The 15,492-nt window shown below is 53.6% G+C and carries 15 protein-coding genes; 4 read left to right on the top strand and 11 right to left on the bottom strand.

Annotated features, from left to right (window positions below; translation table 11 throughout):
- The first annotated feature begins 54 nt into the window (after nt 1-54).
- Nucleotides 55-1,686: a long-chain-fatty-acid--CoA ligase gene (locus MT343_RS15950; protein WP_145466459.1), complete on the top strand. Its 1,632-nt coding sequence runs from the start codon at nt 55-57 to the stop codon at nt 1,684-1,686.
- Between the two features lie 72 nt (nt 1,687-1,758).
- Here MT343_RS15950 and MT343_RS15945 read toward each other — a convergent pair whose 3' ends face one another.
- Together MT343_RS15945 and MT343_RS15940 are read right to left on the bottom strand one after the other, a co-directional pair.
- Nucleotides 1,759-2,319: a CBS domain-containing protein gene (locus MT343_RS15945; RefSeq protein ID WP_145466458.1), complete on the bottom strand. Its 561-nt coding sequence runs from the start codon at nt 2,317-2,319 to the stop codon at nt 1,759-1,761.
- A gap of 61 nt (nt 2,320-2,380) precedes the next feature.
- Nucleotides 2,381-2,668 carry a hypothetical protein gene (locus MT343_RS15940; protein ID WP_145466457.1) on the bottom strand — a complete coding sequence of 96 codons (288 nt, stop codon included), beginning with the start codon at nt 2,666-2,668 and terminating at the stop codon, nt 2,381-2,383.
- 196 nt (nt 2,669-2,864) lie between these two features.
- Between MT343_RS15940 and MT343_RS15935 the strand changes: the two genes are divergently transcribed.
- Together MT343_RS15935 and MT343_RS15930 are read left to right on the top strand one after the other, a co-directional pair.
- Entirely contained in the window at nt 2,865-3,380 is a 516-nt protein-coding gene (locus MT343_RS15935) for an MOSC domain-containing protein (protein ID WP_145466456.1), read from the top strand.
- A gap of 130 nt (nt 3,381-3,510) precedes the next feature.
- Complete coding sequence (locus MT343_RS15930) at nt 3,511-5,352, top strand: diguanylate cyclase (RefSeq protein ID WP_222428437.1); 1,842 nt, start codon at nt 3,511-3,513, stop codon at nt 5,350-5,352.
- A gap of 82 nt (nt 5,353-5,434) precedes the next feature.
- Here MT343_RS15930 and MT343_RS15925 read toward each other — a convergent pair whose 3' ends face one another.
- The 3 genes from MT343_RS15925 to MT343_RS15915 form a co-directional block, all read right to left on the bottom strand.
- On the bottom strand, nt 5,435-6,496 hold the full coding sequence (locus MT343_RS15925) for a zinc-binding dehydrogenase (RefSeq protein ID WP_145466455.1): 1,062 nt from the start codon (nt 6,494-6,496) through the stop codon (nt 5,435-5,437).
- A 14-nt stretch (nt 6,497-6,510) separates the two neighbouring features.
- Nucleotides 6,511-7,014: a 2,4'-dihydroxyacetophenone dioxygenase family protein gene (locus tag MT343_RS15920; protein ID WP_145466454.1), complete on the bottom strand. Its 504-nt coding sequence runs from the start codon at nt 7,012-7,014 to the stop codon at nt 6,511-6,513.
- Nucleotides 7,015-7,081: 67 nt separating this feature from the next.
- Nucleotides 7,082-7,849, bottom strand: a complete 768-nt coding sequence (locus MT343_RS15915) for an SDR family NAD(P)-dependent oxidoreductase (RefSeq protein WP_145466453.1) — start codon at nt 7,847-7,849, stop codon at nt 7,082-7,084.
- A 129-nt stretch (nt 7,850-7,978) separates the two neighbouring features.
- Between MT343_RS15915 and MT343_RS15910 the strand changes: the two genes are divergently transcribed.
- On the top strand, nt 7,979-8,980 hold the full coding sequence (locus MT343_RS15910) for a helix-turn-helix transcriptional regulator (protein WP_145466452.1): 1,002 nt from the start codon (nt 7,979-7,981) through the stop codon (nt 8,978-8,980).
- A 162-nt stretch (nt 8,981-9,142) separates the two neighbouring features.
- Here MT343_RS15910 and MT343_RS15905 read toward each other — a convergent pair whose 3' ends face one another.
- The 6 genes from MT343_RS15905 to MT343_RS15880 all read right to left on the bottom strand — a co-directional run bounded on the left by MT343_RS15905 (nt 9,143) and on the right by MT343_RS15880 (nt 15,475).
- On the bottom strand, nt 9,143-9,760 hold the full coding sequence (locus tag MT343_RS15905) for a hypothetical protein (RefSeq protein ID WP_145466451.1): 618 nt from the start codon (nt 9,758-9,760) through the stop codon (nt 9,143-9,145).
- A 27-nt stretch (nt 9,761-9,787) separates the two neighbouring features.
- Nucleotides 9,788-10,561 (bottom strand): hypothetical protein, encoded by a 774-nt coding sequence (locus tag MT343_RS15900; RefSeq protein ID WP_145466450.1) that lies wholly within the window; start codon nt 10,559-10,561, stop codon nt 9,788-9,790.
- A gap of 388 nt (nt 10,562-10,949) precedes the next feature.
- Entirely contained in the window at nt 10,950-11,570 is a 621-nt protein-coding gene (locus MT343_RS15895) for a nucleotidyltransferase family protein (RefSeq protein WP_145466449.1), read from the bottom strand.
- Nucleotides 11,571-11,641: 71 nt separating this feature from the next.
- Nucleotides 11,642-12,652 (bottom strand): XdhC family protein, encoded by a 1,011-nt coding sequence (locus tag MT343_RS15890; protein ID WP_145466448.1) that lies wholly within the window; start codon nt 12,650-12,652, stop codon nt 11,642-11,644.
- Between the two features lie 14 nt (nt 12,653-12,666).
- Nucleotides 12,667-14,919, bottom strand: a complete 2,253-nt coding sequence (locus tag MT343_RS15885; protein ID WP_145466447.1) for a xanthine dehydrogenase family protein molybdopterin-binding subunit — start codon at nt 14,917-14,919, stop codon at nt 12,667-12,669.
- Nucleotides 14,912-15,475: a (2Fe-2S)-binding protein gene (locus tag MT343_RS15880; RefSeq protein WP_145466446.1), complete on the bottom strand. Its 564-nt coding sequence runs from the start codon at nt 15,473-15,475 to the stop codon at nt 14,912-14,914. Before MT343_RS15880 ends, MT343_RS15885 begins: the two co-directional genes overlap by 8 nt.
- Between the last annotated feature and the right edge of the window lie 17 nt (nt 15,476-15,492).

Raw genomic sequence — 15,492 nt, 5'->3', positions numbered from 1 at the left:
CTCTTAATGTGTCGTATGTTGATATCCGATAAAAATAAATAACGAGGACTAATTATGCTTGGCCAGATTATGGATCGTCCGCTGCTGATTTCCGGTTTGCTGGAGCATGCCGAACAAACCCACCCCGGCAGCGAAATCGTCAGCCGTCGCTGTGAAGGCGATATTCACCGTTACACCATGCGCGATGCCGCACAGCGTGCACGTAAAGTGGCTAATTTATTAGCTCGTATGGGGATTCAGCAAGGTGACCGTGTTGCTACGCTGGCGTGGAATGGTTATCGCCATTTTGAACTGTATTTTGGTGTGTCGGGCTCAGGTGCCGTGCTGCATACAATCAACCCGCGGTTATTCGCCGAGCAGCTGTCATTTATTATTAATCATGCCGAAGACCGCTGGATTTTTGTTGATTTAACCTTTGTGCCACTGCTGGAAAGTATTAAAGACCAGATTACCGGCGTCGAAGGTTTTGTCGTGCTCTGTGATGAAGACAAAATGCCACAGACAGCACTGCCTAATGCACAGTGTTATGAAACCCTGCTGGCCAAAGAATCGGATGTATTTACCTGGCCGGAATTTGATGAGCGCAGTGCTGCGAGTATGTGTTACACCTCCGGCACCACCGGTAATCCGAAAGGTGTTGTGTACAGCCACCGTTCAACGGTTATTCATGCTATGGCATCCATCGGTGAAGAAGCGCTGGGTCTGGCTTCCACATCCTGCTTCCTGCCGGTTGTTCCAATGTTCCACGTTAATGCCTGGGGTACTCCGTATTCTGCTGCAATTACCGGTGCCAAACAGGTATTCCCGGGACCAGGTATGGATGGCGCATCCCTGTGGGAACTGATCGATGCAGAAAAACCGGATTTATTACTCGGCGTACCAACCGTGTGGCTGATGCTGCTGAATCATATGGACAGCATCGGTAAAAAACTCGAATCGGTTAAAAACGTTGTTGTTGGTGGTTCTGCAGCACCGCTGTCCATGATCCGTGCGTTCCAGGAAAAACACGATGCCTTCCTGATTCATGCCTGGGGCATGACCGAGATGAGCCCGATTGGTACCGTCAACGCGCATAACAACCATATGGAAAAGCTGCCGCTGGAAGAGCGCTATCTGCTGCAGGCCAAACAGGGCCGTCCTGTGTATGGTGTTGAGATGAAAATTGTTAACGACCAGAACGAAGAATTGCCACGGGATGGTGAAACCTTCGGTCGCCTGCTGGTGCGTGGTCCGTGGATTATCAGTGGTTATTATAAAAATGATGACCGCAGTAATTTCGTTGATGGCTGGTTTGATACCGGTGATGTGGCAACCATCAGTCCGGATAATTACCTCACCATTGTTGACCGCTCCAAAGACGTTATTAAATCCGGCGGTGAATGGATCAGCTCGATCGATCTGGAAAACGCCGCCGTTGGTCATCCTGAACTGGTTGAATGCTGTGTGATCGGCGCCCGTCATCCTAAGTGGGATGAGCGTCCGTTACTGCTGGCCATTCGTAAAGAGGGCAGCAACCTGACAGAACAAGATGTGATGGATTACCTCAGCGATAAAATTGCCAAATGGTGGATGCCGGATGCCATTATTTTCGTTGAATCCCTGCCGCATACTGCGACCGGTAAATTACTCAAAGTGGATCTGCGCAAAGAGTATGAAAATCATCTTCTGGCAACGGCAGATGTCTGATTCAGGTCCTGGCAGAACAATAAAAAACCCCGCATAGCGGGGTTTTTTATTGTCTGCTGAACGGTCAAAGAATCAGGATACCGCGTCAAATACCTTACTGAAGCTGGATTGCTCATTAATATCAATGGGCAACTGCAGTTTGCGTGAGATATCGCTGGCTGAAAAAATCCCGCGGATCTGATGCATCTGCTCATCCACCACCAGACAATGCTGCTGGTGATTATCCTTCAGGAAGTTAACAACATCACTGATGCTGGCACGGTTAACCTCATCAATATTCAGTGCCAGTAAATCTTTTTTGCGGATCATCAGGTCGGTAACCTGAATATCTTCACGGCTGTGATGCAGTTGAGCGGCTTTGGCCATAATGTTCTGTTCCGATAACTCCCGTGAACTGATAACACCAACAAAGTGCTCATTCTCATCCACTACCAGCTTCATGCGCACATGGGTTTTAATCATCGTGTTGCGGGCTTCAATCGCTGATACGGTGGAATCAATTACCAGAGGTTCAATGGTATAAAAATCGGTAAAGAACTGCATGGCACGGCTTTCCAGTGTGTAGCGTGGGGACTGTTCCGGATATACCAGTTCATCCACACTGACAACCGGATAAAGAGTGAGTTTAGGCATAGTAATCTCCTGATCATTCAAGGGCAGCAAACGTGCAAAAATCTGAAAGGTTAAATTGCTATCAGGCTGTTGGTGGGGCACGTATGGGGGATAAAGGCAGGTAGTAAACATTGAATGACTGCCAGACCGGAGTCCGGCTGTAACCATCAGGGATAAATAATGCAGGTGAACCAGTGTGGGTCAGTAGTGGGTCATCGCCGTGGCTGCTATCGGCGATGCTTTGCTGGCCGCTGCTGTCGATGTTCAGTAATGAATCCGGTGAACTGTTGCCGGCTGTTGCAGATACCCCGGCCAGCGGGCTGGAATCCGGACTAAGCAACAGTAAACAACAGAGCAACGTACGCAACATCTGGGAGCCGTCTCCGGTGACCTGACTGAGAGGATACTTTCAGTCTAGTTCGTATGATCTGTGCCGGCCATGTGGGTTCAGTTAACTTATGTTATGAAATTGATGCCAGGCTTTTGTTTACGCAGGAATAATCCATGCTGCGGCGCAGACGTAGTACTATGCCCGCGTTCGGTCCTGTCATTTGTGAGTGATTTTTATGAGCCGTCAACACACATTATTTGATCGCTTCAGCGGCGTTCTGGAGAAGGGCAGGCTTGACTGGATTGGTCTGCACCCTGCGCGGCGAGCGGCACTGCTGAGTGTGGCGCAGACCTATGCTATTGCGGATCTCGGCCTTGAAGGCGACCGCCGTTGTCAGGGAACGCCGGGGTCGGCACGACAGGTAACACTGATTAATGCTGAGCATCTGGATGTTGTGGCAAAACTGCTTAAACGTGAGAGCATTGATCCGGCACTGCTACGGCGTAACCTGATGATCAGTGGTATTAACCTGCAGGCCTTACGTTACCAGCAGTTCCGTATTGGTGATGCCATATTTCAGGCAACGGCATTGTGCCACCCCTGTTCGCGCATGGATGAAGTGCTTGGCCCTGGTGGTCATGCGGCGATGCTCGGGCACGGCGGTTTGTGCGCCAGAATATTACGTGCCGGAAAAATTCAGGTTGGTGATGAAGTGATCTGTCTGAGCGCGGACGAACAGCTGCCCGATTAACGTCCTCCTGTTCATCATCCTGTAACGGCTATACTGCCTGATATTTATTATCCGTGATTAAGAGCTTCAGCAGATCGTTGGCTGCGCGGCAATGTTGCGCGCCTGTCTCCTGAAAGAATGAGGAACATACTTGAATAACCATAAACCGCCGTTTGTTATGGCGTTCATCTTTTCTCTGCTGCTGTGTCTGTCGCAGACAGCGGCGGCGCTAACGGTAACAGACAATGATCAGGAAATTCTGCTTGATCAGCACAGCCGTTACCTGATTGATGAGGGAGCACAGGCCGGATTAGATGACATTCTGGCCCGTGCTGGTGGGTTTTCTGCCGTCAGTGACCGCCGTCAGCTGAATTTTGGTTATACCCATGATGCATATTGGCTGCATATTGAAATACAGCCACAGCTGCAGGAATCACAGGCGTGGATTCTGGAATTTGAGTATGCCTATCTTGACGACGTTACCCTGTACATTGTCCGTGCAGATGGCCGCGAAACACTGCGTGCCGGGCGTTATATTCCTGTTGATCAATGGCCGTTAGCCGGGCGTAAACCTGCTTTTCCGCTGCAGTTGAATCCGGGAGAAAAAACCGAACTTTATATACGCATTGTTAACCATGCGGGAATGGCACTTAATACCCGTTTATTATCAGCCCGTGAATATTCTCTGCATAATACCCAGACGGTCATTATTCTGGCGCTGTATTTTGGCATGCTGATCGCACTGGGTTGTTATAATTTTTTGCTGTTTCTGGCACTGCGTCAGAAAACCTTTATTTTATATTCGGCTTTTGTTTTTACCTTTGGCTTTGCCGCTTCCGGCATGAATGGCATAGGGTCGTTAATTTTCTGGCCGGATATGGCGCTGACAGGTTTGGCTGATCGTATTGTTCCGACCGGCTTCAGCGTGGCAACGGCACTGGCAATGATGTTTGCCCGCAGTTTTTTGCAGATGCAGACGCTGGCTCCGCGCTGGCATCGTTTTCTCGGTATGGCCATTCCGCTGTGGTGGGCCGGGGCGGCACTGACACTGATCAGCAGTGTTCAGCATGCCTTACAGATCATGTCGGTGATGGGCATTATGACAACCGTTACATTGCTGGTCACCGGAGGCGCGGCGGTGCGGCGTAAAATACCGGCGGCACGTATTTTTGTCACGGCCTGGGCATTATTGCTGATTGGCACGGCATTGTTATCGGTGCGCAACGCTGGCCTGATTCCGTCTAATTTTTTTACCGTGTATGGCATGCAGTTAGGTTCAGCAGCAGAAATGTTGCTGCTGTCGTTTGCACTTGCCGCACGCTTTAACGATTTAAAACGGCAAAAGGAAAAAGCTCAGCAGGCCTTGCTGGACACATTGCGGGAGCAGGAACGGATACTGGAAAGCCGGGTGTCGGAACGTACCGCTGAACTGGAAAAAGCTAAAAACCAGCTGGAGCGTCAGGCAACCGAAGATGCTTTAACCGGATTAAATAACCGTCATGGTCTGCGGCGTATTTTTGCGCAGATAAAAAAATACGCCCCGGATAATGAAAGTGCCGCGGTGATGCTGATTGATCTGGATGATTTCAAACCGGTAAATGATCGCTATGGGCATGGGGCTGGCGATGAGTTACTACAGGAAATTGCCCGTCGTCTTCGGGCTTCGGTCAGCGAAAATGATGCAGCCGGGCGTTTAGGTGGTGATGAGTTTGTCGTTATTCTGCGTGATGTGAAAAGTTCGCAGGTGGTGTATGAGCATGCCAACCGGATACTGTTATCCGTCAGTGAACCTTTTCAGCTGAATAATGGTAAGACCGTTGCTGTCAGTGCCTGTATCGGCATTTGTCTGCGGCGCTTATCCGGCGAAACGATGAGCACACTGCTGCGTTGCGCGGATGAAGCTATGTATCAGGTTAAGCGTGGTGGTAAGCACGGTATCGCGCTGGACTATGATGGTGAACCTCATATTGGTCAGTCACCGGGTATTCTCTAGCAGGTAGTTTAATTAGTGTTAACAGGCACCTTTAAAGCGGGCAGTGGCTTATTAAAAATAAACCACCGCCATGGAAAGATGCTCAGTGCGTGCTTTCCAGTGCACCGTTACGCCAGGGTTCAATCACCACTTTGATATGCGGGTTAGGTTTCAGTAACTGCTGAAAAGCCTGCGCCACACCGTCCATCCCGACTTTACCGGTCAGCAGCTTTTTCCAGGGCACTTTGCCGGCGGCAATAGTATTCAGGCATTCGCTGAATTCTTCCGGCTGGTAATAATACGAGAAGCGCATATCCAGCTCTTTGACCGTGGCGTAGGCATAATTAATGGCCGACACCGCGGTATGCACGCCGGTGATAACCAGTGTGGCATTGGCCGGTGCGCGCTGCACAAAGCCATCAATTAATGTGTGCAGGCCTACGCACTCAAAAATAACCAGACGCTGACCGGCGGCAATCTCTGTGGCCAGAGCTACTTCATCCTGCTGTGCCGGATTAACGCTGACCGTAGCGCCAAATTCCTGCACGATCTGCAGTTTGTCCTGCTGTAAATCGGCGGCAACAATATTTTTAATGCCACGTAATTTCAGCGCAGAAATAACCGCCAGACCAATAGGCCCGCAACCGACCACCAAAGCAGTATCTTCTGCGCCTATATTGCTGCGGTTAACCGCATGCAAACCAACGGCAAGCGGTTCGGCCAGTGCCGCGGCTTCGGTCGGTACGTTATCGGGCACTGGGAGAAGCAGAGCTTCGTCGAGAATAAAATATTCAGAATAAGCACCGCTTAACCCCGGCGTAACGCCCACACCGGCACCGTTCTGGCTGAGCAGAATCGGCACCGAAGTAACCCGGCTGCCAATTGGCAGATTCTTTTCTGTGGCCGGGCCGTAGCTGACAATTTCGGCACAGAATTCGTGGCCGAGTAACAGCGGGGTATGATTATCCAGACTGTCCGGCATCACACCGAGCTTGCGGTAAAAATCAAACACCTCACCGGTGTGGCGGGTAATATGCAGATCGGAACCACAGATTCCACAGGCCAGACTGCGCACCAGTACCTGCCCGGCCTGCGGCTCGGGCAAAGGCATCTGCTGCACACTCAGCGCACCGTCCTGCATTACAACAGCATTCATGGTTGCCATAGTGTTGTTCCTGCTCAGTCGTTGCTGAAACCGGCAATCGCACCGGGTTTGATATAGCGTGGGGTTACACCCTGTGCTTTGGCGGCGGCAATAATCATCTGCTCGATCCAGCCGGCATCCATGATGTTCATGAAATTACCGTCGGCATCGAAATTAATATTGGCGCCGGAAATCACCATAAAGCCATCGGCACCACCGGATTCTTCCGGGCAATGGAAGGTATGAATGGAACCACCCGGTTCATATAAATAGCTGCCGGCGGTCTGTGGCTGATCGGGATATTCCAGATAATTCCAGCGGCCGCTCAGGGTATAAAAATGCACTACGCCGGTATGAAAATGCTTAGGCAGGGTGACGCCGGCTTTGAATATTGCGCGGATAACCCAGGTGCCGTTTTCCGGATCGAGAAACAGCGGGTATACATCAACGCCGGGCAGGGCATCTTTAATTAAATTTTCTTCGTTGGTGTTCAGGGTCAGTAAAAAATCCTGATGCTGGATAACGTCGGGTAATGCCATGGTTAGTACCTCACGGTTTTATGTTTATTGTTGGTTATGGGCGTTAATTCCGGATTCTGTTTATTGTTTAAGCAGGACCCAGCAGGGGGTATTTAAAGTTTTCGAAACCATCGGACGCGCTGATGGTGCAGCCGTTAATGCAGTTGGCTTCGTCGCTGGCGAGGAAGGCCACGACGTTGGCGATTTCGGCCGGTTGGGTAAAGGTCTGACGCATCTGCTCTTTGCGGATATGGTCCCACAGGCCCAGTGCTTCGTACTGGCGCAGCATCGGCGTATCCACCCGTCCCGGTGCTACAGCACAGACGCGGATACCCAGGCCTGCAAGCTCCAGCGCTGCGCATTTGGTCATCATGTCGACCGCAGCCTTGCTGACGTTGTAGGCAAAAGTCATTTCGGAGGCGATGCTGGCGTAGACCGATGAGGTATTAATAATTACGCCATCGCTGCCCTGTGCCTGAAACTGACGGGCGGCGGCCAGAATGCCGTAATACACACCGTGCTGATTGACGCGCGTAACCGGGTCAAAATCGGTTTTTGGATCATGTTGCAACAGAGGTTTGGCCAGGCCGATACCGGCGTTATTAATCACAATGTGCAGGCGGCCGAACTGCTCGGCGGCATGGCGCACCATCTTTTCAACCTGGGCGTAGTCGGTAACATCAACCGCCAGCGTACGTACGCGGTCGGTATTCAGATTTTTAAAAACACCGAGGGCTTCGGCCGACAGATCCACAGCCAGAACCCGTGCACCTTCTTCCAGTAACTTGCTGACAATGGCCTGACCAATGCCACCTGCGGCGCCGGTGACTACCGCGGTTTTACCTGTTAAGCGCATACGTTTTACCTTGCTTGTTATTGTTGTTAAGCACCAATGTAGGTGGTTAATTGCACAGATTCTTGACCTTTTACGAGCTTAAGTTGATATATTGCGAGTATTGAAGGTGGAATAGCGGAAGGTCTGAGGATGTATCTGGTACGCAGTGGTGCAGCCGCCCAGTTCGAGCAACTGGTGCTGGAATACGGACAAAACCCGATAGAACTGATGCAGCAGGCAGGCCTGCGTCAGGCGCAGTTCCGCGACCCGAATACTTATATCGCCTATCCGCGTCTGGCCGGATTACTGGAAATAGCCGCCCAGCGCTGTGCCCAGCCACTGTTCGGCGTTGTGCTGGCCCAGCGGCAGACGCTGCATGTGCTCGGCGATCTGCCGATGCTGGTATCGCGCGAGGCGACGGTGGCCGAAGCATTGGCGCGGGTGAATCAGAATCTGTATCTGCATGCGGCGGGCGTAGCGCTGGAAGTGCAGCCGCAGGGCGAGCAGGTGCGGCTGGCGCTGTCGATCAATGTGCAGTCCCCTCATGGAATGCAGCAACTGATGCAGCTGAGCGTGGCGCAGCTGGCCATGTTTGTCTGCAGCCTGCTCAATATCAGCAGCACCGCCCTGACGTTGCACCTGCGCCAGCCCGCTCCGGCCGGGCAGGGCGCAGATGAGCGCAGCAGTACATTACCGCCACTGCGTTTCTCTGAGCCTTTTGACGGTGTGGTGCTGAAAAGCTCTCAGCTGGCGAGTCGTAATCATCAGGATGAAGAAGCGCTGAACCGCCATCTGCAGGAGCATCTGCACTATCTGCAAAGCCGCTATCCCGGCAATCTGGCCGATCAGGCACGGGACATCATTGGCCGCCTGCTGCCCACCGGCGAATGCTGTATCGAACGGGTGGCGACGGCGCTGGGCATGCATGAACGCACACTGCAAAGCCGGCTGCAGCAGAATGGTGAGAGTTACCGTGGCTTATTACAGCAGGTGCGCCAGAGTCTGGCCGAGCAGCAACTGCGTTATGGCGCCCAGACCATCACCGAGCTGGCGCTGCAGCTGGGCTATGCCGAGGTGGCGGTATTCAGCCGGCATTTCCGCCACTGGACGGGAATATCGCCACGGGCGTGGCAGAAGCAGCACCGGCCTTAGGGCTGGTGACAGAAAGGTTTCAGGGAGGTGCCTGGTTTTAAACGTATTTAAATACTGCCGGATCGTGCCCGGCTATTTAAATTGGAGCGTTGGACACCTCGTCAGTTTGACGTTGGTGTCCGTTAAGGTGGGGCAAGATCAGCATCCGGTTTTTTGTACTTGTTAGATGGCTTGCTTGTTATAAGCCAACTTTACTAAATCTAAAATATTGGCCCTGAACTGAGAAATATACTCGCCTGAAATGCAGATGCGGTTGTTTTTTATAGCCAATGCTTTTTTGGAAGCTTTGACTAAGTTCTTGACCTTATTAGGATCTTTCGTGTGATTAATTCGACCATTTGCATGTAGTAGACAATTGCGGATATTTTCAGTATTTACTATCCAATTCCATGAATTACACGATGAAAGATCAATGCCTAAACCATCTCTTAAGACTGGTTTGAATCTCGAAATGCAGCCCTTTTCTATATTTAAATCAACCTTTCTATTAGTTGATTTCTGAATATTAAGCAGCCACTCCTCAAGGTGACTAAACATCATTAAATAAGTGGCAGTGCATAAATTTGGTTCAATTGTTTCGATATATAAGTTTTTTGCATATCTGTATGACTGAGAAGTTTCTGAATTAGGGTCTACCTCCTTCTCAAGTATATTGTTGAATTTAAACACTTCATTACCGATTAAGCGCCTAATTTCATTATGAAATTTAACTATAAAAGCAAGGTTTGTGTCGTGAGCCCATTCGTCAAGCATCTTCTCTGTGAATTCGTTATCGCTCATTACTCACCTGCAACGTGTTGTTGGGCGTCATTGCACCCGCCCTATGCCGTGATACTCATCAAAATGCCCGGGCAACTGAGGCAATGGAGACGACTGATCGAAGTACGCGGTGTCGGGAGCCTGAAATTGAATAAATCCGACCTTAGTTGCAACTGTGTACTCTCCCAAAGCTTCATCTAGCAGTAGGTATCCAATTTGGCCGAATAGACTGTGCTGTTCATCTGAATACCCAGGCATGAACAGGATTATTCCGACTTTATTTCCATCCTTGCCCATAACATATCGAACGTCCTCGACGTTTACATCTATGCCTCCAAAGCTAATATTGTTCAGCGGCAAACGGCGTGGACGATATCTCACCCACTCCCAACGCTCTAGCTTTGGAGCAGCATCAATCACCGCTTCAACAGCTGGGAAAGATGCTTTTATGCCACCGGCGCTAACAACAAATTCTTTCTTTCCGTTTCCCTTAACGGGGCTAAATTCGAACGCGAGGTCCTCATTGATTGCTTCGAATTTCGCAGAAAGCTCGTCAAATAGGGCTTCATTGGGTTGCTCCATCGCGTAAAGCGCAGCCTCGTTCTTGACGAACCATTTCCAGAACAAATCCTCGCTCGATGCTGACGCTTTCCCGCCGAAGAGTCCAAATATCATCACAGTTCCTGTTACAAAGCACTTTGCTCTCATGACGTCCAAAAGTTTATTAGTATGCATGCGCATTAATTCCGAAAAAATCATTCGAAAATACCCGAATAAATCATTGCCAAAAAATTCAAAAATCCCTCCCGGAAAAACGCGCACGCATGTTAATCAGGTTTTTCTGTTTTTGTAAACTTGCAAATCCGATTTTCAACCCCGGGATTATTAACAGATTTTTCTTCGTCTGGGCTGGCAAAGCGCACATACACAAATGCAAAACGTGCCGGATCTCGTATGAACTGAAAAATCTGCGCTTTGTGTGCTCAGCACCTCTTTACATCTGAGCGGGCAGACAACAGCGCTTGCCGTTTACCTTCACTCCCCGCCTTCACTGCTGCAGTCACCGCTGCCTTTACCCCAGTCTTCACCGGGCCAGATAGGCAGATCGTATTAATAACAGAAAAATCAGCATTGCTGACTAGGTATAAAGTACTGGTTTTTCGAGTAGGAGGCGGGGATCGGGGAGGGATCGGTGGCTAGAGATAGCAGCTCAGCAATCCTGCGGCCGGTCGATATCCTGCACTATGCCTTTATCCGTCAGTGGCAGCAGGTATACATCCTGCGGGTTGTCGGTCAGCAGGCGGCGGGCGCCTTCGTCACCCTGACACTGAGTCAGTGCGCAGGCGTAGCTGCGGCTGAAGCCGACCGGGTGGCCGTTTAAGGTTTTGCCTGTGTCTGCACCTGTAGCTGTGTCTGTGCGCTGCAGTATCGGGCGTACAATTTTGTGCTGGTTAAGGGCTGCTGCCACGCGCTGATAGGTGGCTGGCTGGATAAAGGGCATATCGGCCAGCGCAATCAGCCAGCCATTCCAGTGCTGGGTGGCGTGTACACCAAAGGCCAGACTATGGCCCATGCCCTGTGCCGCTTCCGGGCAGATGCCCCAATCGATACTGAGCTTATCCAGAGCATCGCCCCATTGCTGGTCACCGGGGCGCAGTACCACAAACAGCGGTAAACCGCTGGCGCGGATCTGCTGCAGCGTGGTGAGCAGCATCGGCTGCTGTGTACCCTGTGGCTGGCGGATTTCGGCCAGACGCTTGTCGCCGCCAAAGCGTTCGCTCTTACCGGCGGCCAGCAGAATCACGCCAATCGGGGCATCGGTGTTGCTCATATTCAGACAGTGCTCCGCACAATCGAAGGCTGATGACAGTACCACAGCAGGCCCAAAGGGAATACGCCGTATTAGCTGCGCTGCGGACGTTCTGCCAGCAGGTGGGCAAGCACCGACAGGGCAATTTCGTATGGCGTTTTACTGCCGATATCCAGCCCGATAGGCGCATGCAGGCGCTGCAGCTGTGTGCTGCTGACACCCAGCCCGGTTAAGCGCTCACGGCGTTTGGCGGAGGTAGCAAGCGAACCCATAGCGCCGATATAAAAAGCGCGGGTGTCGAAGGCATCGAGCATGGCCATATCGTCGAGGCGCGGGTCGTGGGCCAGCGCGACAATGGCACTGTGCGAATCGGCAAAGCGCTGGCTGATCAGGGTATCGGGCATGGCGCACAGCAGCTCGGCGCCGGGGGCGTCGAAGCCCTGCAGAAACTCTTCACGGTGGTCGCAGATGGTCACGGCAAAACCGGCCGGTTGTGCCAGTGCCGCCAGGTGACGGGTGACTTCGCCGGCACCGACAATCAACAGCTGATACGACGGCTGAAATGGCTGGATAAAGTATTCAGAGGTTAACCGGCATGTTTGCGGAGAATCATGCTGCAACAGTGTCAGGCGCTGCTCTGATGCATGCAAACTCACCTCGCGCACAAAGGGCGTGCGTGAACTCAGCCAGGTCAGCATCTGTTGAATACCGGCCAGATCATCTTTACCAAGCCGCTGCAGCAATATCTGCAGATGACCACCGCAGGGCAGGCGATAACGCGCCTGCTCGGCGGCATTATCACCAAACAGCAGCAGCTGTGGCTGGCTGCCATTCACCTGACCGGCGCGCAGCCGGGCAATCAGATCTTCTTCCACGCAGCCACCCGACAGCGAACCGGCCATACCGAAGTCGGCCGACCAGGCCAGCAGCGAACCCACCGGACGCGGGCTGCTGCCATAGGTGGCGACCACGGTGGCGAGCCAGACCGGGCTGCCGGCACTCAGCCATTGCGCGGCTGAGTGCAGTACGTGCTGATCGGTACTGGGCGCGCTATTCAGCTCGAAACGCGCTATGTGCTCAGTGGCTGGAGCAGACGGCTGCATACGTCCTCTGAGCCTTACGCCAGGTGCAACGGCAGACGACGCAGACGCTGGCCGGTGGCGGAAAACAGCGCATTGGCCACCGCCGGTGCCAGTGGCGGCACGCCCGGTTCACCCACACCGGTCGGATCGTACTGGTTGTCGGCAATATCGACCACAATGGCCGGCGCTTCCGGCATACGCAGCAGGGCGTAGTCGTGGAAGTTGCTCTGCTGTACGGCGCCGTCTTTCAGCGTGATATTGCCGTACAGTGCGGCGGTGAGGGCAAAGTTAATGCCGCCTTCCATTTGCGCGCGGATCATATCCGGGTTAACCGCCTGACCGCAGTCGACGGCGCAGACCACACGCTTAACGCTGAAGGTTTTACCCTCAACCTGCACATCGGCAATCTGTGCGACCCAGGTGTTAAAGCTTTTATGAATCGCCACGCCCTGATGGCAACCCGGCAGCGGCCGGCCCCAGTCGGCCAGTTGCGCCACGCGGCGCAGCAGGCTTTGCGCGCGCGGATGCTGTGCCAGCAGCTCAAGGCGGAAGTTCAGCGGGTCCTGCTTCTGCTGGTGGGCCAGTTCGTCGATAAAGCTCTCGGTCACAAAGCCATTGTGCGAGAAGCCCACCGAGCGCCAGTAACCAACGGGTACTCCCGGTTCGCTGTGGATAAAGCGCACGTCGATATTGCCCAGCGCGTAAGGCACGTCGTTGGCGCCTTCGTAGCCGGAGCTGTCTTTCGGCGCCAGAATGCCTTCGCCCAGCTTGCCGGCACCGGCCAGCATCGGGAACATCAGTTTCGGCATAAAGGGATACTGCGCCGGGGCGGCATCGCCGACAAACCACTCGAATACTTTCGGGTGAGCAATGCGGTGCTGCCAGCCGCTGGCTTTGCCATCGGCGCCAATCGTTGCCTGCAGACGATGCAGGCTGGCCGGGCGATACCAGTCGTGGGCGGTGTCTTCTTCACGGTTCCAGATCAGCTTCACCGGCTGTTGCAGGCGGTCGGCAATCACCGCACATTCGGCGACGTAATCCTGCAGGATACGGCGGCCAAAACCGCCGCCAATCCAGGTGGTGTGAATCACAATGTCATCGAGGCTGTAGCGGCTGTGTTTACCGGCCGCGACCCGCGCCATGCTGGCGGACTGGGTCGGCGCCCAGACTTCCATACCATCGGCGTCGGCCTTCACCACACAGTTCTGTGGTTCCAGCGTGGCGTGGGCCAGATAGGGCAACTGATACTCGGCGGTTAAGGTGCTGGCGGCCTGTTCGGCGGCAGCGTCGAAGTCGCCGTCGTCGCGTACCTGTTCACCGTCTTCGTTATCCAGATCGCGGGCGTACTGAGCAAAAATGGCGTCGCTGCTGGGCGCGATCTCCGGCGTTTGCCACTCGATCTGCAGTAATTGCTGTGCCTTACGCGCCTGCCAGTAAGAACGGGCGACTACGGCGACTCCTGAGCGCCCGGCGGCTTGTAGTTGGAATACATCAACTACACCGCTGGCGGCTTTGGCCGCGCTGCTGTCGAGGGTTTTGACCGTGCCACCAAAGGCCGGCGCGCGGCTGATTACGGCATAGAGCATGCCCGGCAGTTCAACGTCGACGCCATAGACAGCCTGGCCCGTTACTTTCTGCAGGGCATCCAGACGCTTGTTGTATTTACCGATATAGCGGTATTCATCCGGCGATTTCAGTGCGGTGTCTTCCGGCACGGAGAAGGTGGCGGCAATGCTCGCCAGTTCGCCGTAGCTGAGGGTTTTTCCGCTGCTGTGAATCACCTGACCGTTGTCGCAGTGCAGGGTGCTGGTGTTCTCCAGCGCCCAGACCTGAGCGGCGGCCTGCTTCAGCATTTCACGCGCGCTGGCACCGGCCAGACGGATGCGCTTAAAGCTGCTGGCCACACTGGTGGAGCCACCGGTGATCTGCAGTTTGTACAGCGGGTTATCGTAGGCGCTGCCGACGCCGGCAAACTCGACCTGTACCAGCGTCGGGTCGACTTCCAGCTCTTCGGCCAGCAGGGTGACCAGACCGGTATAGGTGCCCTGACCCATTTCAACGCGGTCGAGGATAAAGGTAATGCGGTTATCGGTGTCGATGCGCAGCCAGGCATTGCTCTGCCATTCGCCGGCGCTGACCATGCCCTGATTTTTCATGCCGATGGCGGTACAGCCGGGCAGGGCAACACTGAGCAGCAGACCACCGGATGACAGGGCGCTGGCTTTTAAGAAGGAGCGGCGGCTGAGACCGGTGTTGGTATTGGTGCTGGTGCGTAAGGACTTATCCATGGCTCAGCTCCTCTGAATTGGTCGCTTGCGGCAGAGTGACTTCACTGAACAGTTCGCCGTTGCGCGCGGCTTGCGGATGGCTGACAGCACTCATCATGCCCGCCGCTTTATGAATGGCAGAACGGATGCGCGGATAAGTACCGCAGCGGCAGATATTGCCGCTCATGGCGTTGTCGATATCGGCATCGCTGGGATTCGGGTTACTGGCCAGCAGCGCAGTGGCGGCCATGATCTGCCCGGACTGGCAGTAGCCACATTGCGGTACGTTCAGCTCCAGCCAGGCCTGTTGTACCGGCGTCAGCTGCTGTGGCGTGGCGTTGGCCGGGCTCAGCCCTTCGATGGTGGTGATGTTTTGCCCGGCAACCGCCGACAGCGGCATAATGCAGGTGCGGATTGGCTGACCATTCAGATGCATGGTGCAGGCGCCACACAGGCCCGCACCGCAGCCAAACTTGCTGCCTTTTAAGCCCAGAACATCGCGTACCACCCATAACAGTGGGGTATCGCCCTCAACATCCAGTGTGTGTTCCACACCATTTACGGTCAGCCTGATCATGGTTGCCTGCCTGTCGC

It is taken from the genome of Venatorbacter sp. C2-1 (assembly GCF_022832715.1).
Classification (GTDB): Bacteria; Pseudomonadota; Gammaproteobacteria; order Pseudomonadales; family Oceanobacteraceae; genus Venatoribacter; species Venatoribacter alkanivorans.
This window is presented reverse-complemented; position numbering and strand designations above follow the sequence as displayed.